Annotated in this window: 15 protein-coding genes and 1 pseudogene; 7 read left to right on the top strand and 9 right to left on the bottom strand. The window is 65.2% G+C overall.

All coding sequences use genetic code 11. From position 1 onward, the window contains the following. Window positions 1-20: 20 nt before the first annotated feature. Together ACOJSI_RS11705 and ACOJSI_RS11700 are read right to left on the bottom strand one after the other, a co-directional pair. The gene (locus ACOJSI_RS11705; protein ID WP_420138469.1) at window positions 21-773 is read right to left on the bottom strand and encodes a class I SAM-dependent methyltransferase; all 753 of its coding nucleotides are present in this window, start codon (window positions 771-773) and stop codon (window positions 21-23) included. Further along, a pseudogene (locus ACOJSI_RS11700) lies at window positions 770-1,588 on the bottom strand (N-acetylmuramoyl-L-alanine amidase family protein); the annotation flags it as partial. The gene ACOJSI_RS11705 and the pseudogene ACOJSI_RS11700, both read right to left, overlap by 4 nt. 502 nt (window positions 1,589-2,090) lie before the next feature. Between ACOJSI_RS11700 and ACOJSI_RS11695 the strand changes: the two are divergent. From ACOJSI_RS11695 to ACOJSI_RS11665, 7 genes are all read left to right on the top strand, one after another. Beyond that, complete coding sequence (locus ACOJSI_RS11695) at window positions 2,091-4,799, top strand: Rne/Rng family ribonuclease (RefSeq protein WP_420138468.1); 2,709 nt, start codon at window positions 2,091-2,093, stop codon at window positions 4,797-4,799. Window positions 4,800-4,883: 84 nt separating this feature from the next. Beyond that, complete coding sequence (locus ACOJSI_RS11690) at window positions 4,884-6,260, top strand: M48 family metalloprotease (protein WP_420138467.1); 1,377 nt, start codon at window positions 4,884-4,886, stop codon at window positions 6,258-6,260. Beyond that, a complete protein-coding gene (locus ACOJSI_RS11685; RefSeq protein ID WP_420138466.1) occupies window positions 6,257-6,973 on the top strand; it encodes a DsbA family protein in 717 nt (238 codons plus the stop codon). Before ACOJSI_RS11690 ends, ACOJSI_RS11685 begins: the two co-directional genes overlap by 4 nt. Window positions 6,974-7,099: 126 nt before the next feature. After that, complete coding sequence (locus tag ACOJSI_RS11680; protein ID WP_420138465.1) at window positions 7,100-9,691, top strand: TonB-dependent receptor; 2,592 nt, start codon at window positions 7,100-7,102, stop codon at window positions 9,689-9,691. Window positions 9,692-9,746: 55 nt separating this feature from the next. After that, on the top strand, window positions 9,747-10,799 hold the full coding sequence (locus tag ACOJSI_RS11675; RefSeq protein ID WP_420138464.1) for a glycerophosphodiester phosphodiesterase: 1,053 nt from the start codon (window positions 9,747-9,749) through the stop codon (window positions 10,797-10,799). Between the two features lie 55 nt (window positions 10,800-10,854). Next, on the top strand, window positions 10,855-11,604 hold the full coding sequence (locus tag ACOJSI_RS11670) for a Crp/Fnr family transcriptional regulator (protein ID WP_420138463.1): 750 nt from the start codon (window positions 10,855-10,857) through the stop codon (window positions 11,602-11,604). Window positions 11,605-11,703: 99 nt separating this feature from the next. Then, window positions 11,704-12,615: a dimethylarginine dimethylaminohydrolase family protein gene (locus ACOJSI_RS11665; protein ID WP_420138462.1), complete on the top strand. Its 912-nt coding sequence runs from the start codon at window positions 11,704-11,706 to the stop codon at window positions 12,613-12,615. Here ACOJSI_RS11665 and ACOJSI_RS11660 read toward each other — a convergent pair. The 7 genes from ACOJSI_RS11660 to tkt all read right to left on the bottom strand — a co-directional run bounded on the left by ACOJSI_RS11660 (window position 12,612) and on the right by tkt (window position 22,534). Further along, the gene (locus ACOJSI_RS11660) at window positions 12,612-13,283 is read right to left on the bottom strand and encodes a hypothetical protein (protein WP_420138461.1); all 672 of its coding nucleotides are present in this window, start codon (window positions 13,281-13,283) and stop codon (window positions 12,612-12,614) included. The two genes, ACOJSI_RS11665 and ACOJSI_RS11660, sit on opposite strands and share 4 nt — an antisense overlap. 169 nt (window positions 13,284-13,452) lie before the next feature. Further along, a complete protein-coding gene (locus tag ACOJSI_RS11655; RefSeq protein WP_420138460.1) occupies window positions 13,453-14,199 on the bottom strand; it encodes an HAD-IIB family hydrolase in 747 nt (248 codons plus the stop codon). Window position 14,200: 1 nt separating this feature from the next. Then, the gene (locus ACOJSI_RS11650; RefSeq protein ID WP_420138459.1) at window positions 14,201-15,010 is read right to left on the bottom strand and encodes a Cof-type HAD-IIB family hydrolase; all 810 of its coding nucleotides are present in this window, start codon (window positions 15,008-15,010) and stop codon (window positions 14,201-14,203) included. Beyond that, entirely contained in the window at window positions 15,007-16,440 is a 1,434-nt protein-coding gene (gene zwf / locus ACOJSI_RS11645) for a glucose-6-phosphate dehydrogenase (protein ID WP_420138458.1), read from the bottom strand. Before zwf ends, ACOJSI_RS11650 begins: the two co-directional genes overlap by 4 nt. A 103-nt stretch (window positions 16,441-16,543) precedes the next feature. Beyond that, on the bottom strand, window positions 16,544-17,521 hold the full coding sequence (gnd, locus tag ACOJSI_RS11640) for a phosphogluconate dehydrogenase (NAD(+)-dependent, decarboxylating) (RefSeq protein WP_420138457.1): 978 nt from the start codon (window positions 17,519-17,521) through the stop codon (window positions 16,544-16,546). A 137-nt stretch (window positions 17,522-17,658) separates the two neighbouring features. Then, entirely contained in the window at window positions 17,659-20,460 is a 2,802-nt protein-coding gene (locus ACOJSI_RS11635) for a bifunctional transaldolase/phosoglucose isomerase (RefSeq protein WP_420138456.1), read from the bottom strand. Between the two features lies 1 nt (window position 20,461). Continuing rightward, a complete protein-coding gene (tkt, locus tag ACOJSI_RS11630) occupies window positions 20,462-22,534 on the bottom strand; it encodes a transketolase (RefSeq protein WP_420138455.1) in 2,073 nt (690 codons plus the stop codon). Window positions 22,535-22,536 lie beyond the last annotated feature (2 nt).

Raw genomic sequence — 22,536 nt, 5'->3', positions numbered from 1 at the left:
GCCAAGACGGCGATTCGGCCTCAACCCCTGCCGGGCTTGCGGAAGCGCAGGATGAATTGATCGGTATGTCCGCGGATCGCGGGATCGAAGACCTTGGCGGTATGCGGATCGGCCGGATTCGCCAGCAGCTTGCTCTCGCCATCGAATTTGAAGCCCGCTGCTTCCACTTCCTTGCGCACCACTGCCGGATCGATCCGGTGGAGCGTGTTGGTGTCGGCCGCGCCCGAACCCGCGGCAGCGGCGTGATCCAGCACGATATAGACGCCGCCCGGCCGTAACGCGCGATAAAGCGCCTTGTTGAAGGCGATCATGTCCAGGCCGGCGATATTGTGCAGGTCGTGATAGTTTTGCGAGGTCCACACCACGTCGGCGACATTGGCCGGCCCCGGCGCAAGCGCAGGATCGTGCAGGGCCTGGACGTTGCTATGGGCGGGCTCCGCCGCCAGCGCCTGAACCGCGTCGAGCGACTTGGGGCGGCCGGCATACATCTCATCCGGGACATAGCCGATCACCTTGCCGGTTGGGCCCACCGCCGTCGAGAATAGCCGCGTGAAATATGCGCCGCCGGGCAGCACGTCGATCACCACCATACCGGGCTTTACCCCGGCAAAGGCGAGCATCTCCGCCGGCTTGCGCGCAGCATCGCGGTCGCGGTCCGCCACTGGGCGTGTCGGATCGGTCACGGCAGCAGCAATGGACTGGGCTGATGCGGCGGTGAATGCGGGAATGCCCGCAAGCATCAAGGCGAATGTCAGGCGCGCGACGCGGATCATGGCAATTCCTCTCTATCCCTGGCTTTTCCCACCAGTTGTCGCGCAAAATGCGCCTCCACCGCGCGGCGGATGCCCAAGGCGATCTTGTGACGATACTCGTCCGACATCAACAAGGCGAGATCGTCATCATTGGAAATATAGCCCGTTTCCAACAGGACGGACGGAACGTCCGGCGCTTTCAACACCATCAGCCCGGCATATTTATGGAAGGTCGGCTTCAACCCGATCAGCGGGGACAATTCGCGCTGCAGGACGGCGGCGAAGGCCGATGAGCTGTTCAGCGTCTCCCGCTGCGCCAGATCGATCAGGATCGATGACACGTCATTGGTCTCGCGCGACAGATCGATGCCGTTGATGACGTCCGCCTTGTTCTCGCGGGCCGCCAGCGCGGCCGCCACGCGGTCGGACGAAGTTTCGGACAGGGTGTAGATCGTCGCCCCGCGCGCAGCCGGGTTGGGTGCGCTGTCGCAATGGACGGAGATGAACAGATCGGCCCGCAGCGCGCGCGCAATTTCGCGGCGCTCCTGCAGCACCAGGAAGCGATCGTCGGATCGCGTCATGGCGACCCGCACCTTGCCGCCGGCCAGCAATTCGTCACGAATGGCCCGCGCGATCTTGAGCGCGACGTCCTTTTCGCGCGCATTGCCGCTTTGCGATAGCGACCCGGGATCATGGCCGCCATGACCCGCGTCGATCACGACCAGCGGCGCGTCCGCCCGGCGTGGCCCTTGGACCGGCGGCAGCGATATGCGTGACGGTCGCGGCGGGATGGCGGCGCTGGCGCTGTTGGGCGGCCGCGCGCCACTCGCCGGAGCAGCCAGCAAGAGCAGGGGCAGCAAGGCGATCGGCATGCGCACGGCCGCGTCCTAGCAAGCTCGGTGCTGACTGTGAATCCCATCGCCGCAACGGCGATTTGACGCAATTATCGAATCGATTGGCTGCGCTCGACGTCGCCAAGATTGCGCTGGCGCGGTGGGTTGCCGGGGTGGGGGGTAGATGCTAGGCAAGTTATCGTCCGGCTCGGCGCGTTGAGTATCGCTCCGCCGGTCCACCCCGGCGCGAGGATCGCGGCCGGTGATCCAGGTTGAAGCTGCATGTGCCATTTTTCCCTTACCCATCGTCGAGCCGAACCGGCCGACGACGCGCGGGCAAAGGGCTTCACCGGCGCGAACCGCGCTCCGGATGGCATTGCGGCAGAGGCAATTTTCTACAGCATCGTCGGGATGGGGGACGCGCGTCTTCGCGCCAGCCTTGCGCCCTACCTTTATCGCGCCCGCCGCCGCGTGACGGCCAGGCTGGGCGCCCGGAGACCATTTAATGTCCATGCGTATGTTGATCGACGCGCGCCACCGGGAAGAAACCCGTGTGGCGGTCGTCAAAGGTAACCGCATCGAGGAATTCGATTTCGAGTCCGAAGAGCATAAGCAGCTCAAGGGGAATATCTATCTCGCCAAGGTGACCCGGGTCGAGCCGTCGCTCCAGGCGGCGTTCATCGACTATGGCGGCAATCGCCACGGCTTCCTCGCTTTTTCGGAAATCCATCCCGATTACTACCAGATCCCGAAGGAGGACCGTGAGGCCCTGCTGCGGGAAGAGGCCGAACATGCGGCCGAGGAAGAGGCGCTGCGCGCCCGCGAGGAGGAAGAGGACGAGATCGAGGCGAATGAGCGCTTCGACGACGATGGCGGCCGCGACGATCTCGATGCCGCCGAGGATCATGTCGATCATGATCATGACGGCGATGAGGATGAGGGCGATCGCCCGGCCAAACCGCAGGCTGCCGCCACTGGCGGCGACGACAGCAATGCCGTCGAATCGCTGCGCCAGAAGCGCATGAACCTGCGCCGCCGCTACAAGATTCAGGACGTGATCCGCCGCCGTCAGGTGCTGCTGGTCCAGGTCGTGAAGGAAGAGCGCGGCAATAAGGGCGCGGCGCTGACGACCTATCTCAGCCTCGCCGGCCGCTATTGCGTGCTGATGCCCAACACCAGCCATGGTGGCGGCATCTCGCGCAAGATCTCCAACGCGTCGGATCGCAAGCGGCTGAAGTCGATCCTGGCCGAGCTCAATCTGCCCCGCACGATGGGCTGCATCGTCCGCACCGCCGGCCTGCAGCGCACGAAGCCGGAAATCCGCCGCGACTTCGATTATCTCGCGCGCTTGTGGGACGAAATTCGCGAAAAGACGCTGCATTCGTCGGCCCCGGCCGAGATCTATCGTGACAGCGATCTGATCAAGCGTGCGATCCGCGATATCTACAACAAGGATATCGACGAGGTGATCGTCGAGGGCGGGGAGGGCTACCACGCCGCCCGCACCTTCATGAAGCTGCTCATGCCGAGCCACGCCAAGAAGATCCTGCCTTATTCGGACGCGATCCCGCTGTTTCAACGGTTCGGCGTCGAGGATCAGCTCGCGGCGATGTATCAGCCGGTCGTCCAGCTGAAGTCGGGTGGCTATATCGTCATCAACCCGACCGAAGCCCTCGTCTCGATCGACATCAACTCGGGCCGCTCCACCCGCGAACATAATATCGAGCAGACCGCGACCGCGACCAATCTGGAAGCGGCACAGGAAATCGCACGTCAGCTGCGCCTGCGTGACATGGCGGGCCTGGTCGTGATCGACTTCATCGACATGGAGAACAGCTCCAACAACCGTAAGGTTGAAAAGGCGATGAAGGAGGCGCTGAAGAACGATCGCGCCCGCATTCAGGTCGGCCGCATCTCCGGCTTCGGCCTGTTCGAGATGAGCCGCCAGCGCCTGCGCACCGGCGTGCTCGAAGCCTCGACCCGCACCTGCCCGCATTGCGACGGCTCCGGCTTCATCCGCACGCCGTCCTCGTCCGGCCTGCAGGCGCTGCGCCTGCTGGAAGAGGAGGCGGCACGCGGTCGCGGTTCACGCCTGACGCTGCGCGCGAGCCAGGAAGCGACCTTGTACGTGCTCAACCGCAAGCGCGCCGAACTCGCCGACATCGAAGATCGCTATGGTGTGCTGATCGAAGTGCTGAGCGACGGCCAGCCCGATGGTTCGCGCATGACGGTCGAAGCCAGCGGTCCCCCGCCGAGCCACGCCCCGCGCCTGCCGCAGCAGATCGCGCCCGAGCCCGACGAGGATTTCATCGAGGATGATGAGGACGAGGCGGAAGAGCAGGACGCGGTCGAGCAGAATGGCCGTGAGCGCGAGCCGCGCGAAGAAGGCGAGGGCGGCCGCCGTCGTCGTCGCCGCCGTCGCCGTGGCGGACGCCGAGATGACGCGGGCGAGGCCCATGGCGGCGACGCTGCGGCCGAGACATCGGACGACGCCATTGCCGACGAAGAGGGCGACGACATGCGCGCCGCCAGCGATCCGGGTGAAGGCGAAGGCGGCGGCGAAGAACGCCGTCGTGGCCGCCGCGGCCGCCGGGGTGGCCGTCGCCGCAATCGCGGCGAGGCGCAGGCCGGTGGCGACGCCATCGAGGTCGAGGTCGATGACAGCGCGCCTGTCGCCGTGACCGAAGCCGCATCCGAACCGCTTCCGGTCGAAGAAAGCGCCGCGGAGACGGTCGAGGGGGCTGCACCGGCCGAGCTGGCCGAGCCGGCGAAGCCTGCGACACGGCGCCGGCCGCGCGCCCGCAAGCAGGCCGATGCCGATGCTGCGGTGGAGGCCACGCCGGTCGAGGCGGTGGAAGCCCCCGCTGTCGCACCGGAACCGACTGCCGCCCCCGTGACGGAAGACGCCCCGGCCAAGCCGCGGCGCGGACGTCGTCCCAAGACGGCGCCGGTCGATGCGGAAACAACCGACGCCGCGCCGCCGGCGGCGGAGCCGGTCGCAGCCCCGGCCGAGGCAGAGCCTGCCGCTGCGCCGGCACCGCGCCGCCGCCGCTCGAGCAAGGCGGCCGCAGCGGATGCCGCACCGGCCGTGCTCGCGGAGGAGGCGCCCGCCGCAGCACCGGAAGCGCCGGCAGCACCCGAAGCCGACGCTGAACCCGCCGAACCGGCTGGCGAGCCCCGCCGCGGCTGGTGGCAGCGGACCTTTGGCGCCTGAACATCATCCCGCCCCGTCGCATCGGCGGGGCGGGATCATGATGTTTCAGCCCTGGTTCAGCGGCCCCCGCGCGAAGTGAAGGCGATGTCGCCAAAGCGTCTGACCTGGCTCGTCTGCGCGGCCGTCCTTGCGGTTGCGCTGCCGGCTGAACAGGTCTGTGCGCAGGGCAACGGCCCCTCCATCCTCCGCGACGCGGAGACGGAGCAATTCCTCTCGGATATCAGCGCGCCCATGGCGAAGTCTGCCGGGCTCTCGCCGGGCGCGCTGAAGCTCTACGTCATCAACGATCCCGAGATTAACGCCTTCGTCGCGACCGGGCAGGCGATCTACATCAACTCCGGCACGATCCAGCGGGCCGACAATGCCAACGAGCTGGAAGGCGTGATCGCGCACGAGCTCGGCCATATCGAAGGCGGCGATGCCGTGCGCAGCGGAGACGCGATGGCGTCGGCCGGCCGCATCACGCTGCTGTCCCTGTTGGCCGGCATTGCGGCGACGGTGGTGGCCGGCCCTGCCGGCATGTTGGCGATGGCGGCCGGGCAGAGTGCCGCGCAGGGCAAATATCTGGCTTATAGCCGTCAGCAGGAAGGCAGCGCCGACGCGTCCGCAGTCCGCCATCTCAACGACGCCCATTATTCCGGCAAGGGCATGATCAGCTTCTTCGGCAAGCTGCGCCAGGAAGAATATCGGCTCACGCCCAGCTATACCTCGATCGACCCGTTCGCGGTCGATCATCCGATGACGGCGGATCGCCAGGCGGCCCTGCTGGGCGATCTGGAAAGGTCGCCTTGGTGGAATGCGCCGCCCGATCCGGCCAAGCAGGCCCGCTTTGCGCGGGTGAAGGCGAAGCTCGTCGGTTATCTCGACGAACCGCCGGTCGTCATGAACAAATTCCCCGAACGTGATCAGAGCATCCCCGCCCATTATGCGCGCGCTTATGCATGGCACCGCAGCGGCTATCCCGATGCCGCCAATCGGGAGGTTGCCGCCTTGCTCGCCGCCGCCCCGCACGACCCCTATTTCCTGGAGCTGAAGGGGCAGATCCTGCTGGAAAGCGGCAAGCCGGCCGAAGCGATTCCCGCCCTGCGGGAGGCGGTGGAGCAATCGCGCTCGACGCCGCTGATCGCCGCATTGCTCGGCAACGCGCTCGTCGCCAGCGAGAATCCCGCGAACCTCAAGGAGGCGGCGCAGGTGCTGCGCGTGGCGGTTCAGCGCGATAATGAAAATCCGCAGGCCTGGTATGATCTGGGCCTGGTCTATACCCGCATGGGCGATGAGGCCCGTGCCTCGCTGGCGAGCGCGGAGCGCTTCAGCCTGCAGGGGCAACCGCAAATGGCGGCCGCCAATGCGGAGATTGCGCTGCGCGGCATCCCGGCGGGCACACCCGATTATATCCGCGCGCAGGATCTGGCGCTGACCGCACGTGACGAGGCCGACCGGGAGCGCCGCAGAAGACGATGAGCAAGACAATTCGCCTGCCTCTGGCAGTGGCCGCCATCGCCGCCGCTGCCGTCATCGGCGTGGGTGCCGGCCTGGGCGTCGGTCACTTCCTGCCGGAACGGGTCGCCACCTCGGATCGGGTGGCGGTGCGCAACTACGTGGTCGCCCATCCCGAGATCATCAACGAGGCGATCGACCGGCTGCGGATCGGCGATGATCGCGCAGCGATCGAACGGCCGTTCGGCAGTGCGTGGGCGGGCAATCCCAACGGCGACGTCACGTTGGTGATGTTCTCGGATTATAATTGCCCCTTCTGCCGGGCCAGCGCGGGCGAGATCGATGCGCTGCTTGCCGGCGATCCGAAGCTGAAGGTCGTCTGGCGCGAGCTTCCGGTGCTCGGTCCCGATAGCGATGCCGCCGCGGTGGCGGCGCTGGCCGCTGCCAAGCAGGGCAAATATCGCGCCTTCCACCGCGCGCTCTTCAGCGGCAACCATCCCGATAAGGCTGCCATCGCCATCGCGGCCACCAAGGCCGGGCTGGATCCCGCGCGCTTCCAGGCCGATCAGCGCGCGTCCGACGTCGCTGCGGAGCTGACGGCCAACCTCAACCTCGCGCGGCGCATGCAGATCAACGCCACACCGTTCTTCGTGATCGGCGAGCGGACATTCCAGGGTGCGATCGGCAGCGATATGATGACCGCCGCGATTGCCGAGGCACGCAAGCACGCCGGCTGACGTGACGGTGGTGGCATTTGTGCACGATCGACCGCCGTCATAAAAGCGCAACGTCACCGTCACCGAAAATCTACAAAGTCGCCGCTACCGCCCCCCGCATTGCAATGCAGCAAATCGGGGGAATAAATGGTCCGTTCGCAAATTTCGTTGATCGCACTGGCGTTCGCCAGCCTTGCGGCCGGTGCGGTGCAGGCGGCCCCGACCGATGCAGCGCCGGCCGCGGCCGCGCCGGCGGACCCCGCCGCACCAGCCGATGCGGCGGGCGACGCCGACGAAGGCACGATCATCGTTACGGGCGCCAAGACAACGCGATCGGCCACCGCCATCTCACAGGCAGAGATCCAGAAGATCCTGCCCGGCGTCTCGCCGCTCAAGGCGATCCAGACGCTGCCCGGCGTCTTGTACATCACCGCCGATCCGTGGGGCTATAACGAGCAGAATGCGCAGATCTTCATTCACGGCTTCGCTGCGAACCAGCTCGGCTACACGATGGACGGGCTGCCGCTGGGCGATCAGAGCTACGGCAATTATAACGGCCTGTCGCCGCAGCGCGCGGTCATCTCCGAAAACGTCGCGCGCGTCGTCGTGGCGGCCGGCGCCGGCGATCTCGCCACCGCCTCCAACAGCAATCTTGGCGGCACCGTCGAAACCTTCTCGTCGGATCCGCTAGCGCAAATGGGCCTGCAGGCCGCGCAGACGGTTGGCAGCTACAGCGCCTCGCGCAGCTTCCTTCGTGTCGACAGCGGCAATTTCGGCCCGGGCGGCGCCAATTCGCTGTATCTGTCGGGCGTGCGCCAACGCGCGCGGGCGTGGGATTTCAACGGCAAGCAGGGCGGCTGGCAGGCCAATGCCAAGTTCGTCCATGACGACAGCGCCGGCAAGCTGACCCTCTATTTCGACTATAACGACTTCACCCAGCCGAACGAGGATGCGACCGTCTTCTTCCGCCCCTTGCCCGGCGGCACCGCGTCCCCGGCGCAACTTTACACGCCCTATACCAAGCCGTTCTTCTACCCGGATTTCAACACCTACCGGACGAGCTATCTCAACCCGCTCGGCAATTCGCCGTCGGCGCAGGGCGGCAATTACCGCAATTATTATTCCGACGCGCAGCGCACCGACTATCTCGGCTACGCCCGCTATGATGCGCATCTTTCCAGCAACGTCACCTGGTCGACCACCGGCTATTATCATCACAATGACGGCGCCGGCGTCGTTGCCGGCCCGCTCGGCCAGTCGATCACGACCGCGCAGGCCTATCTCGATCCCAATTATGGCACCTTGCCCAGCAATTGCCGCTTCGGCGCCAATGGCAACGGCGTCCGTCCGTCCGCCTGTACCGGGCTGACCGACGCGCAGGCCGCCGCGTCCGGCGCAGCCTTGGTCGCCGCCACCGGCGGATCGGGCCTGATCACGCGCACCACCGAATATCGCATCTCGCGCTACGGCGTGATCTCCGCGATGAAGCTGGATCTCGGCGCGCATCAGATCGAATTCGGCGGCTGGTACGAACATAACAGCACGACCCAGTGGCGCCGCTGGTATGCGGTCGACGTTAACAATCCGGGCGACAGCACGCCTTATATCCGGCCGCGCGACGTCCAGAACCCACTCTTCACGCAATATCAGGGCGATGCGACCATCAAGCAGCTGCAGCTGCACATCCAGGATAGCTGGCGTGTTACCCCGAAACTGCTCATCCAGGGCGGCTTCAAGACCAGCGCGCAATGGGCCGACGGTCGTTTCCCGGTGCAGCCGAAGCTTGGGTCGCTGTCCGGCCTCACCGGCGGGCTGCCGCAAGGCACGATCAATACGAAGCGCTGGTTCCTGCCCGCCATCGGCGCAACCTATGACGTGACGGGCTCCGAGCAGCTCTACTTCAACATCCAGAAGAATCTGCGGCAATATCAGGCCTATCTGGCCGGCGGCGGCGGCCCCTGGTTCACGGGCAGCCAGGCGGCGTTCGATGCCTTTAAGAGCGAGGGCAAGCCGGAGACGAGCTGGACCTACGAAGGCGGCCTGCGCTCCAACCGTTCGTTCGGCAATGGCGTCAATCTGCAGGCGCAGATCAATTATTACCATGTCGTGTTCAACAACCGCCTGCTCGCCATCTCCACCAACCCGGGCGGCATCGCGGGCGGCAGCATCACGGGCGGTACGTCGATCCTGGTCAATGTCGGCGACGTCCATACCGATGGCGTCGATGCGGCCTTCACGCTGAAGCTTGGACGTGCTGTCTCGCTTTACAATGCGACGTCGTACAACCTGTCCAAATATCAGAGCGACTATACGTCGGCTGCCAGCGGCATCGGCGCCGCGACCGGCACGTGCATTGGCGGCAAGCTGGTCGTCGGCGGCGTGGTCCCAACCTGCGGCAAGCAGCTGCCGGGTACGCCGAAGTGGATGAACAAGACCGTCGCCACGCTGAATGTCGGTCCGTTCGAAGCGCAGGCGATCGGCGTTTTTGTCGGCCGCCGCTATGCGACCTTCAGCAACGATACGTCCGTGCCGTCCTACTTCCTGACGTCGCTGCGCATCGCGGCGCAGATCCCGTCGGATTGGCTCCACCTGCGCAAGGCGGAGCTCGCCCTCAACGTGACCAACCTCACCGACAAGAAGGGCTGGTCGTCGCTCTCGATCGGGTCGGCCACCAACAATTATTCGGCCTATCCGATCGCGCCGCGCCAATGGTTCCTGACGCTCTCGATCGGTCTCTGATATGATCTCGGTCAGCCGCAGGGAGGCGGCCCATATTCTCGCTGGGGCGGCCTGTATGATCGGCGGGGGCGGCGCATTCGCGGCGTCGCTCCCGCGCAGGGTCGAAATTTTCGGGCATCGCGGCGCCTCCGCATTGCGGCCCGAACATACGCTAGCATCTTACGCCAAAGCCATCGTCGACGGGGCCGATTATATCGAACCCGATCTATGCGTGACAAAGGACGGCGTGCTGGTGGCACGCCATGAGAACAACATCATCCAGACGACCGACGTCGCGAAACGCGGCGAGTTTGCGGATCGTAAGACGACGAAGACCGTCGATGGCCAGCAACAGGAAGGCTGGTTCGTCGAGGATTTCACGCTCGCCGAATTGAAGACGCTGCGCGCGATCGAACGACTGCCGCAATTGCGACCGCAAAATGCGAAATTCGATGGCCAATTCGACATCCCGACGTGGCAGGAAATTATCGATTTCGCCGCGGCGGAATCGGCGACGCGTGGGCGCATGATCGGGCTCGTGCCGGAGCTGAAGCATTCCACCTATTTCGCCGGCATTGGCCTGCCGCTGGAAGATCGCTTCCTCGCCAGCCTCGCCGCGCACGATTATCCGCAACGCTGCCCGCTGGAAATCCAGTCATTCGAGATCGCGAATCTGCGCTATCTGCGCGGCAAACTCGGGCGCAAGCCGAACATGCGCCTGATGCAGCTGGTGGAGCCTGCTGCCGGCAAACCTGCCGATGTCGTCAAGGCCGCGAGCGGTCCAAGCTATGCCGAGATGGTGACGCCGCCCGGGCTGGCCGAGGTTGCACGCTACGCCGATGTCATCGCCCCGCCGACGCGCGCGATCATCCCGTTGAACGCAGACGGCAAGCTTGGCGCGCCGACGCCACTCGTCGCCGACGCGCACAAGGCCGGCCTGCTCGTGCATATCTGGACCTTCCGGCCGGAAAATTACTTCCTCGCGGCGGATTTTCGCACCGGGACCGATCCCGCATTCCGCAATGAAGCGGGCTCGATCCGGGAAATACAAACCTATATCCGCACCGGCATTGACGGCTTCTTCAGCGACGATCCCGGTCTCGGCCGTCGTGCGCTGGATGGTCTTTGAACGCGCCGCCACGCATTCGGCTTGTCTTTGATCGATCTTCGGTCAAACTGGCGGGATGAACGCCCGCACCGCCGCGCTAACGCTCTTCCTGGACCGCATCTCCGCGCGATCGCTGCTGTCCGATGATGAGCGTGCGGCGATACTCGCACTGCCGGGCGATGTGATGGTCATCGACGCCAATCGCGATCTCGTCAGCTTGGGCGAAGTGGTCGATCGGACTTGCCTTGTCGGCGACGGCCTGATGGCGCGCTTCGGCGAGACCCGCGACGGCAATCGCCAGATCTCCGCCCTCTATATCCCCGGCGACATGCCGGACCTTTATTCCTACGTCCTGCCGCGCTCCAGTTGGGCGCTCACCGCGCTGACCAAGACGACGATCGTCCGCGTGCCCCACAGCGCGATCCACGCGCTCGTCGAGAAATATCCTTCGATCGGCAAGGCCTTCTGGCGCGATTGCACGCTTGATGGCGCCATCACCGCCGAATGGATTCTCAACATTGGTCGCCGCAACGCCCGCGCACGCATCGCGCATCTCTTCTGTGAGATGGCCGCGCGCTATGAGCGTATCGGCATGCTGGAAGGGATGAGCTTCACCTTCCCGATCAATCAGGCGCATCTCGCGGATGCACTCGGCCTCACCGCCATCCATGTGAACCGTACCCTGGCCGCGCTGCGCAAGGCGGAGATCGTCAGCGTCTCGGGCCGCACGGTCAAAGTCATGGATTGGAACGCGCTGCGATCGGCCGCCGATTTCGATCCCGGCTATCTGCAACTGGATGGTATTGCACCGTCGCTGCTACCGTAAACCGGTGTTGCGGCAAGGTTGATCCAGATCAACTTTCCAACAAATTCTGGAACTTAGCTGCCGGGCAACCTTTGTCTCCTCCATTACCGGAGACGATCGTTGAAGCTCGAGCTTGATTACGCCTATCCCGCCGGATCGAATATCGACGATATCGCGGCCAGCGTCTCCGGCGAGACCGACACGCTGGTCGAGGTCATTCTGGCGGTCCCGTCCCACCTCGAACCCGTGCCCTGCTGTGCAGCGACACGCGCGAGCTTGCGCGGGGGTTTTTCCGTGTCTCAGATGGAGGCGATGCGCCAGCATCGGGAGCTCCAGCGTGCGCTCGAACGATGGGACGTACGGTGTCGCCTGCTGCCGGCCGAACCCGATCTGGCTGATCTTTGCTTCACGCGGGACGCGGCGGTGACCACGCCTTGGGGTTTGCTCGGGCTCAACCCGGCCTTGCCACATCGGGCACGCGAAGTGGATTATCTGCTGCAGTTCGCGCGCAACGCCGGCATCCCCATCTTCGACACGCTGCGCCACGGAACGGCCGAAGGCGGAGATATCTGCATCGCCAGGCCGGGATTGATCTTTATCGGCTGCTCGGGCGAGCGCACCAGTGAGGAAGGGGCGCGGTCTATCGCCGCAATGTTCGAAGCGGCCGGATGGGATGCGGTGATCTACCATTTCGACCCCCATTTTCTCCATCTCGACACCCAATTCTGCATGGTGCGACCGGACCTCGCGCTCGCCTGCACCGACGTGTTGAGCGACGCCTTTCTGGCGAAGCTGGATGGGTTCGGCATCGAGACGATCGCGGTGTCCTACAAGGAAGCGATGCAGCTGGGCTGCAACATCCTTGCGGTCGGACAGGATCGGATCCTGTCATCGCTGCAGAATGATCGGGTCAATAGCCTGCTGCGCGACCGCGGTTTGGATGTGCAGGCGGTCGATATTTCCCAATTCACCCGGTGCGGCGGCGGCATCCATTGCCTGACCATGCCGCTGCTGCGGCAGGCGGTGCGCTAGACCGGGCAGGCCAGCCCGTCGCCCAGCAGCCGCGCACCGCGGCGCAGACCGCGAAAGCCCGTCGCGAATTGCGCCATCGTCTGGACGACGTCGCGCATCTGATCGGGATCGTCTGCCAGTGAGCGCCGCATCGCTTCGCGATCGAACCCGCCGTCCGGACGCATCGACACCGTGATGGCGTGCGGCAAAAGGTGACCGACCTCGTCGGACACGATCCGCACGATCGCAAACGGCAGCCCATGCGCACGGGCCACCTTGGCCGCGATGTGGCTTTCCATGTCGACCGCCAGAGCGCCGTGCCGCTCACCCAGCGCGCGCTTCTCGGCTACCGTGTCGATCATGCGCCCGTCCGCGAAAAAGGCGCCGACGCGCGCGCCGGGCAGCGCCGCCGCAATGGCGTCGCGCCAAGCCGTATCGCACGTATGATCGATCGCGCCAGTCAGCCGATCACCGACGATCCAGTCGCCAATGCGCAATCCTTCGGCAAGACCCCCGGTCAGCCCGTAGCTGACGATGCCACGCGCCCCTACGGTCGCCGCTGCGTCCAGCGCCTGCTCCAACTGGGCCGGCGCACCGCCGCCGGCAATGGCGACGATGCCCGGTCGCTCAACGGTCCGGACCTCCCGTGTGAACCCTGTCACGACGATGATGGGAAGTTTGGTTGACATGGTGTCCAATAAACCCGTTCGTGCAGAGTAGAGACCGAGTAGGCCTGCAAGGCCGTATCGAGGTCTTGTATCGAAGCACGCTTGCCTCGCTGATCCTTCGATACGGGCTCTCGATACGCGGCTTCGCCGCTACTCGACCCCTACTCAGGAAGACCGGAAACAGAGGAGGCTACTTCAAACAGGCGATCAGCCCCGTCACCACCGCCTTGGTCTCGGCCACATCGCGCACGCGTACCGTGTCGAGGCCCAGCGTCTTGGCGGGATAATCGTTGCCGCCCGGGAAGATCGCGTCGCCCAGGAACAAGATCTCGTCCAGCGCCACGCCGACCGTGTCGCTCAGATGCTTCAGACCATAGGCCTTGTCGACACCCTTGCGGGTGATGTCGATCGAGGTCGATCCGCCCATATTGATCGATAGGTCGGGCAGCATGCCCTGCAGGATCGACTGCAAGGTGCGGCGCTTTTCGTGATCCGGATCCCACTTTTCCTTGGCGTCCAGCGGCGCCTGCTGGCCGAGCGCCGAGAAGGTCACCTGGCTGCCGCGATCCTCGATCTGTTCGCCCCAGACCTGCTCATGCGCATAGCCGGCCTGCTCGACCGCGGCCTTCAGCGCGTCGCGGATCTTCTGGCTTTCCTCGTCGCTGAACAGCTCGGCATAGATCTGTTTCCAGGCATCGTCCTGATAACGGTAGAGCTTCGTCCCCGTGGTCGGCTGGACGATGAAGTTCGCCAGCTTCGCGTGCGCCGGCATGCGGCTGATGACCTGCTTCTCGAACTGCGGCCAGTCGCCGCCCGAGATGATGTCGACCATCGCGACGTTGGTCAGCTGCGCCAGCAGGTCCGCCATCTCGTCATCCAGCGGCTGCTTGCTCAGCGCGAGCGTGCCGTCGAGATCGAATGCAATCAGCTTTTTCATATCATCCCTTCAGCATCGGCAGCAGGATCGTCTCGATCGCATGCGCGACGCCATCATCATTGTTGCTGGTGGAAAGATAGCCGGCCTTGGCTTTGACCGCGTCGGGTGCCTGGCCCATCGCAATGGCGATGCCGGCGCGCTCGAACATCGGCACGTCGTTAAACTGGTCGCCCAGCACCGCGACGTCAGCAAGCTCCACGCCCGCCGTACGCGCCAGCGTGGCGACGCCTTCGCCCTTGTTGGCGACCGGGCTGGTCAAATCGAGATAATAGGTCTGGCTCTGGCCGACCGTCGCCGCCGTGCCGATCGCCGCATCCATCTGCGCGTGCAGATCCTTCAGCAGCGCGGGGTCGTCGCTCACCCAGGTCAGCTTGTCGACCTCGCCGAACAGGGGCGTCATATCGGTTTCGATTAGCGGCTGCTGCGCGGACGCCAGCACCTCGTGCGGTACATGCGGATTGTCGGGATCGACAATGTGCCAGCGCCCTTCGGCGAAGATCCACGGCGTCGCCGCGGACTTGCCGGCGATGGCGAAGCTTTTTTCGACCACCTCCCGATCGAGCATGTGGCGCTCGGCCACCGATCCGTCCGGCGCGATGATGGTGCCGCCGTTGAACGCCGCGATCGGCCCGGTCGGCTTCAGCGCCTCCACCAGGAAGGCGATGCCCGACGGCGGCCGGGCGCTGATGATCGTGAAGGGTACGCCCGCGGCCTGCAGCTTGGCGACCGCATCGATCGTCGGCTGGGTCAGCTTCTTGGCATTGTTGACGAGCGTCCCGTCGACGTCGGAGATGACGAAGCGCAGGCTCATCGGCCGATCTCGTGCCACTGGCGGCCATCGCGCTCCAGCAATTCGGCCGCGCCCGCCGGCCCGTCGGAGCCGCGCTTGTAGCGTTCGACCTTGCCCTTGCCCTTGGCCCAGGCGTCGAGGAACGGCTGGACGGCGGACCAACCCGCCTCGATCTGATCGGCACGCTGGAACAAGGTCTGATCCCCCATCATCATATCGTACAGCAAGGTTTCATAGCCGGTGCGGCCGCCAATCTTGAACCGGTCCGCATATTGGAAGTCGAGCGCCACCGGCACCGCCTGCAATTTCGGCCCGGGCTTCTTGACCATGAAATCCATGGAGATGCCCTCGTCCGGCTGTAGCTGCAGAACCAGCCGATTGGGCGGAAGATCGGCTACAGGCGTATCACGGAACAAAGCCAGCGGGACCGGCTTGAAGGTCACCACCACTTCGGTGTCGCGCGCCTTCAACGCCTTGCCGGTGCGCAGATAGAAAGGCACGCCCGCCCAGCGCCACGTGTCGACGAACAGCTTCACCGCGACATAGGTTTCGACATTGCTCTTGGCGGCGACATCGGGCGTTTTGCGATAGCCATCATATTGGCCGCGTACGCTGTCGGCACGCGCCTCCGCCGGGCTCGGTTCGCGCACCGCGACCAGCACCTTGGCCTTTTCGGTCCGCACGGAATCGGCCGACAGATCGTTCGGCGGCTCCATCCCGATCATCGCCAGCAGCTGGAACAGATGGTTGGGCACCATGTCGCGCAGCGCGCCTGTCGCGTCGTAGAAGGCGCCACGCGTGCCGACGTCGACCGTTTCGGCCGCGGTGATCTGCACGCTGTCGATATAGCGATTGTTCCACACCGCCTCGACCAGCGGGTTGGCGAAGCGGGCCACCATGATGTTCTGGACCGTTTCCTTGCCCAGGAAATGGTCGATCCGGTAGACCTGCGTCTCGTCCACCTGCGACAGTATTTGTGCATTGAGTGCGCGCGCGGAGGGCAGGTCATGCCCGAACGGCTTCTCCACCGCGACGCGGCGGAAGCGGCCGTCCGTCTCCTCCATCAAGCCGGCCTTGCTCAGGCTCTCGATGATCGGGCCGAAAAACTGCGCGGGCGTGGCCAGATAGAAAGCGGCATTGCCCTCGCCCAGGCGGGCCTTCAGATCCTCGAATACCTGCGGCTGGGTGAAATCGCCCTGCAGATAGGAGATGCGGCTGCGCAGCTGGTGCCAACAGTCGCCCTGCGGCGCGAACTCGTCGAGGCCAGCCCGCAAATCCTCATCGCCACCGTCGCGCGATCCGATGCCCAATATGTTCAGGCCGTCGCCGATCAGCCCGTCGCTGCACAGATTGGCGATCGCGGGCACCAGCAGCCGGCGGGCCAGATCCCCAGTCGCGCCGAAGATGACAAGGGTGGCCGGCGGCGCTTGCTTCAGTTTGGCGGCAGCCATGTCGGTCCCTCATGCCTGGAAGTGATGGCGCGCAGCCCCTTCGATCCGGCGCCGCACGAAAGGAAACGCCCCGCACCAACTCGGTACGGGGCGGCATCATAGTCTACTGGGGTATCTCGACATGCCCGCCGAAGCCGAAGCGCATCGCCGACAAGACCTGATCGCCGAACGTATGCTCGACCCGGCTGCGGTAGCGCGCGAACAAGGCGGTGGTCAGCACATTGGCCGGTACGGCTTCTTCCATCGCCGCCTCCACCGTCCAATGGCCTTCGCCGGAATCGGCGACGCGGCCGGAGAAATTCTCGAGCTCCGGATCCTTGGCCAGCGCGATGGCGGTCAGGTCGAGCAGCCAGGACGAGATGACGGAGCCGCGGCGCCACACCTCGGCAATGTCCTTGAGGTTCAGATCGAACCGTTCCTCTTCGGGCAGCTTGTCGGACTTCTTGCCCTTCAATATGTCGAAACCCTCGGCATAGGCCTGCATCAGGCCATATTCGATGCCGTTGTGGATCATCTTCACGAAATGGCCGGCGCCTGCCGGGCCGGCGTGGATATAGCCCTTCTCCGCGCGCTGATCGTCCTGGGTGAGGCCGGGCGTGCGCGGGATCGTGCCGATACCGGGTGCCAGCGCGTCGAAGATCGGATCGAGATGATCGATCACCGGCGCCTGGCCGCCGATCATCATGCAATAGCCGCGCTCGAGGCCCCACACGCCGCCGGACGTGCCGACGTCGACATATTCGATATTCTTCTCGCGCAGCAGCTTCGCGCGACGGATGTCGTCCTTGTAGAAGGTGTTGCCGCCATCGATGATGATGTCGCCGGCCTGGCCATGGTCGGCCAGCGTCGCGATCGTCTGTTCGGTCGGATCGCCCGCCGGCAGCATCACCCAGAAGATCGCTGGCGTCTCGAGCTTGCCGCGCAGGTCTTCCAGGCCCGACGCGGCAATCGCGCCTTCTTTCACTAGATCGTCGATCGCCTGCTGGCTGCGATCATAGACGACCGCTTCATGGCCCGCCTTCATCAGGCGCCGGACAATACCAGCGCCCATACGGCCGAGGCCGATCATCGCGATCCGCATACCTTCAACTCCCGATTTGCGGTGCTTCTACACCGTCACCCCGGACTTGTTCCGCAGCCTGCGAAAGCGCGCGCCGGAATGACCCGAATCCGCGCTTTCATGGATAGCCGAACCGGCCGGGGTGACGGCCAAGCACCTCAGTTCAAAGCTTCGCTCACCAACGCTTCCAGGCGGCCGACGTCGCCCGTCTTCAGATGGACGCGCAGCACCCGCTGCCCGCGCTCGGCCAGCACATCCAGGTCGCCGCGCGCCTGTGCGATCTGCACCGTGCCGAAGCTGGCCTTGCGACCCGGGATCGCCAGATCCGGATCGGGGTGGCGCGTGATTTCCAGGAACACACCGCTCTTGGGCCCGCCCTTATAGGCCTGGCCGGTCGAGTGGAGGAAACGCGGACCGAAGCCTGCGACCGTCGCCACGCCGCGTGCCTCGACCACCTTTTCGCGCATGCGGGCGATCGCCGCCTCATGCTCGTCATTGCGTTCGATATAGGCGAGGAAGCCGACATAATCGCCCGGGTTGGCGCTCGCGAAATGGGTGCGCAGGATCTCGACCGGATCGCTCGGCGCGAAGCCATGATCGCCCGGTGCGAAGAAGGCGATCTCCTCATCTTCGTGGAACGCCGTCTCCGGGGCGAGGCTGCCCGATTGCTCATAGGCATCGACCAGTTCGCGCGTCTTGATCTTGGCATCCTCGACGTCGGGCTGATCGAACGGATCGATCCCGATCACCGCACCCGCAATCGCGGTCGCGATCTCCCACCGGAAGAATTCCTGGCCGATCAGCTGCTTGTCCGCCAGGCTGATCTTCACGACCGGCTGGCCGGCTGCGATCAGCGCCTCGACATGCGCGTCCAGATCGGCATCCTCGTCACCCTTCAGCGTCAGCACGGCAAAGATCCGGTCCGCTCCATAATCCTCGGCCGGGCTCAGCGGCTCCAGATCGACCGGAACGATGCCCTTGCCGTGCTTGCCGGTGGACTCCGCCAGCAGCTGCTCCAGCCAGGCGCCGATCGGCTCCAGCTCGGGTGACGCAAGGATCGTGACCTTGTCGCGGCCCGCCACTGCGGCCTCGCCCAGGATCGCGCCCAGATGCACGCCGGGGTTCACCGCCGGCGGTGCGTCCGGCCCGCACGCCTGCACCATCGGCGCGGCCTTGGCGAAGAAGTCGTCGACGTCGATGTCCATCAGCGCGGCCGGCACCATGCCGAACACGGACAGGACCGAATAACGCCCGCCGATCGCCGGATCGCCCAGGAAGATAGCCGAATAGCCATGCTCCTTGGCGAGCTTCTCCAGCTTCGATCCCGGATCGGTGACCGCGATGAAGCGGCTGCCGTCCTGTCCCGCCAGGTCCCAGAAATAGGCCCGCAGCAATTCAGGCTCCATCGTCGAGCCCGATTTGGACGCGACCAGGAACAGCGCTTCCTTCGGATCGATCTTGCCCGCGACCGTGCTGATCTGGCCCGGATCGGTCGAATCGAGCGCGTGCACGGTTGGCGATCCCGGCGCTGCGCCGATCATCTCGGCCAGCACTTCGGGCCCCAGGCTGGAGCCGCCCATGCCGAGCAGCACCACATCCTTATGGCCCTTGGCCATTTCGCCCAGCGCCTTCAGCGCCGCATGATCGACCTGCTTGCCCTGGCCCGCCGCCAGCCAGCCGAGCCACTTGGCCTCGTCGCCACCCGTCCAGACCGATGCGTCATGCTGCCACAGCCGGCGCGCCCAGGCGTCCGCCCGCGCCGTCTCCAGCCGCGCCTCGACCGCCTTGCCGAGCGCTTCCGGCAGCGATGCGTCGAGCGTAGCGATCTTGTCGCCCGCCAGCGCCACCCGCTTGGCCGCGATCGCGCCAAGCAGCGAATCCGCCGCATCCGCGAACAGCTTAACGCCGTCCTTGACCAGCGCCTCGGTCACGCCGGCCAGGTCGAGCCCGAGCCGCTCCGCTTCGGCCAGGACATGCTTGGCGGCGTCCACATCCGCATCCAGCGTGCGCGCCAGCGTGCCATGGTCGCGGAAGGCGTCCATCGTCTTGGGCGGCAGCGTGTTGACCGTCTCCGGCCCGATCAGGCTGTCGACATAGAGCGTGTCGGGATAGGCCGGATCCTTGACGCCGGTCGAGGCCCACAACAGCCGCTGCCGCTGCGCGCCCTTGGCTTCCAGCGCCTTCCAGCGATCGGACGCGACGAACTCCAGATACCATTGATAGGCCATCTTGGCGTTGGCGATCGCGACCTTGCCGCGCACCGCCTTCAGCGCCTCGCTCTCGCCGTCATTGGCGGCAAGGCGGGCGTCGATCTTCTTGTCGATCTGCGCGTCGATGCGGCTGACGAAGAAGCTCGCGACGCTGGCGATCTTGTCGATCGGCTCACCTTTCTTGACCCGCGCCTCCAGACCCTCGGCATAGGCTTCGGCGACCGCGATGTAGCTTTCCAGGCTGAACAGCAACGTCACGTTGATGCTGAGGCCATCCTCGATCAGCTGGCGGATGGCGGGAGCGCCGGCCTTGGTGCCCGGCACCTTGATCATCAGATTGGGCTTGTCGACCTGCTTCCACAGGCGGCGCGCTTCCTCGATCGTCGTCTCGGTGCCGTTGGCGAGGTAGGGCGAGACTTCCAGGCTGACATAGCCGTCATGCCCGCCGGTACGGTCATAGACCGGCCGCAGCGTGTCGGCCGCCGCCTTGATGTCGCTGATCGCCAGCGCTTCATAGGTGTCGGTGATCGACGCACCGGCATTGGCCTGCACGAACTGCCCGAACTCTTCGTCATAGGCCTCGCCATGGCCCATCGCCTTCTCGAAGATCGACGGGTTGGAGGTGACGCCGGTGACGCCATCCTCCTCCACCAGCTTCTTCAGGCCGCCTTCCTTCAGGAAGGTGCGATCAACGAAATCGAGCCACGGCGCCTGGCCGCTGTCGCGCAGCTGTTCGAGCAGACTGGTCATGTTAGTTCTTCCCAAGCAATTCGTTGGCAACCGTCACGATATGGTCGGCGGTGAAGCCGAACTTGTCCTGCAGCTTGGCGAGCGGCGCCGACGCGCCGAAGGTCGACATGGTGATCGTGCGGCCCGAACGGCCGACATAGCGATCCCAACCCACCTCGCTGCCCATCTCGACCGCGATCCGTGCATCGATATGGGGGGGCAGCACGCTGTCCTTATAGGCCTGGTCCTGCTTCTCGAAGAGGTACCAGCTCGGCATCGACACGACTTGCGAGCGCACGCCCGCGGCGGTCAGTTTCTCATGCGCCGCCACGACCAGGCTGACTTCGGATCCGGTGCCGATCAGCACCACTTCCGGGTCGTCCGAACCGGCGAGCACATAACCGCCCTTCAACACGCCCTCGGCGCTCGCATATTTCGAACGATCCAGCGTCGGCATCGCCTGGCGCGAGAAGATCAAAGCGGTCGGCTGGTTGCCCGACAGGATCGCCGATTTCCATGCCCAGGCGGTCTCGTTCGCATCGCCCGGCCGGATCACGTTCAGGCCCGGAATCGCGCGCAGCGACACCAGCTGCTCGATCGGCTGGTGGGTCGGGCCGTCCTCGCCGACGCCGATCGAATCGTGCGTGAACACGAACACCGCGCCGATTTCCATGATCGCCGCCAGCCGCACCGGCGGCCGCATATAATCGGAAAAGACCATGAAGGTCGCGCCGTAGGAACGCAGGTGCGACAGCGCCATGCCGTTCACCGCCGCGCCCATGCCATGTTCGCGCACGCCGAAATGCAGGTTGCGCGCGTCATAGCTGGCCGCCTGGAACGAACCGCCATTGTCGATCAACGTCTTGGTCGACGGCGCCAGATCGGCCGATCCGCCGACCAGCCACGGCAGGTTGGCCGCGATCGCGTTCAGCACCTTGCCGCCGGCATCGCGCGTCGCCATGCCCTTCTCGTCGGCGTCGAAGGTCGGGATATTGGCATCCCAGCCCTCGGGCAGTTTGTCGCTGAGCAGCGCATCCAATTCCTTGCCGAGGTCGGGATAGGCGTCCTTGTAGCGCGCCAGCGTCGCTTCCCACTCCTCGCGCAGCGCCTTGCCGCGGCTGGAAATCGCATCGTGGAAGCGCTCGGCGACACCGTCGGGTACCAGGAATTGCGCGTCCTCGGGCCAGCCATAGGCCTTCTTGGTGCCGCGGATGTCGTCCGCGGTCATCGCCTCGCCATGCGCCTTGGCTGTGCCCTGGATCGAGCTGCCATAACCGATGATCGAATGAACGACGATGAAGGTCGGCTTGTCGTCGGTCTTCTTGAACGTCTCGATCGCGGCTGCGACCGCCTTTGTGTCGTTGGCGTCATCGACGTGGATGACGTTCCAGCCATAGGCTTCGAACCTTTTGCCCACGTCCTCGTCGAAGGCGAGATCGGTGCCGCCTTCGATCGACACTTGGTTCGAATCGTAGATCCAGCACAGGTTGGACAGCTTCAGGTGGCCCGCCAGGCTCGCGCCCTCGCTCGCCACGCCTTCCATCATGTCGCCGTCGCCGCACAGGACATAGACATCGTGATCGAACAATGTGTGGCCGTCACGGTTGTAACGCGCCGCCAGCCAGCGTTCCGCGATCGCCATGCCGACCGAATTGCCGCACCCCGCGCCGAGCGGGCCGGTGGTCGTCTCGACGCCCGTTGTGTGGCGATATTCGGGGTGGCCCGGTGTCTTCGATCCAAGCTGGCGGAAATTCTTGATGTCGTCCAGGCTGACGGCGGGCTGGCCGCTCGGCTTGCCGTGCTTGTCGATCTCCTTGATCCCGGCGAGGTGGATCAGCGAATACAGCAGCATCGACGCATGGCCGACGGAGAGGACGAAGCGGTCGCGATTGGGCCAGTCCGGCCGATCCGGATCGGGGCGCAGAAATTGCGTCCAGAGCGTGTAACCAACCGGCGCCAGGCCCATCGGCGTGCCGATATGGCCGGACTTCGCCTTGGCCACCGCATCCATCGAAAGGGTACGGATCGTGTCGATCGCAAGCCGGTCGGGCGAACCGTCCTCGTGAACGTTGGAGGGCGCGGGGCTGGTCGACATAT

Source organism: Sphingomonas sp., assembly GCF_048595155.1.
Classification (GTDB): domain Bacteria; phylum Pseudomonadota; class Alphaproteobacteria; order Sphingomonadales; family Sphingomonadaceae; genus Sphingomonas_I.
The sequence above is the reverse complement of the archived record's forward strand: the minus strand, read 5'-3'. Positions and strand labels throughout refer to the sequence as shown.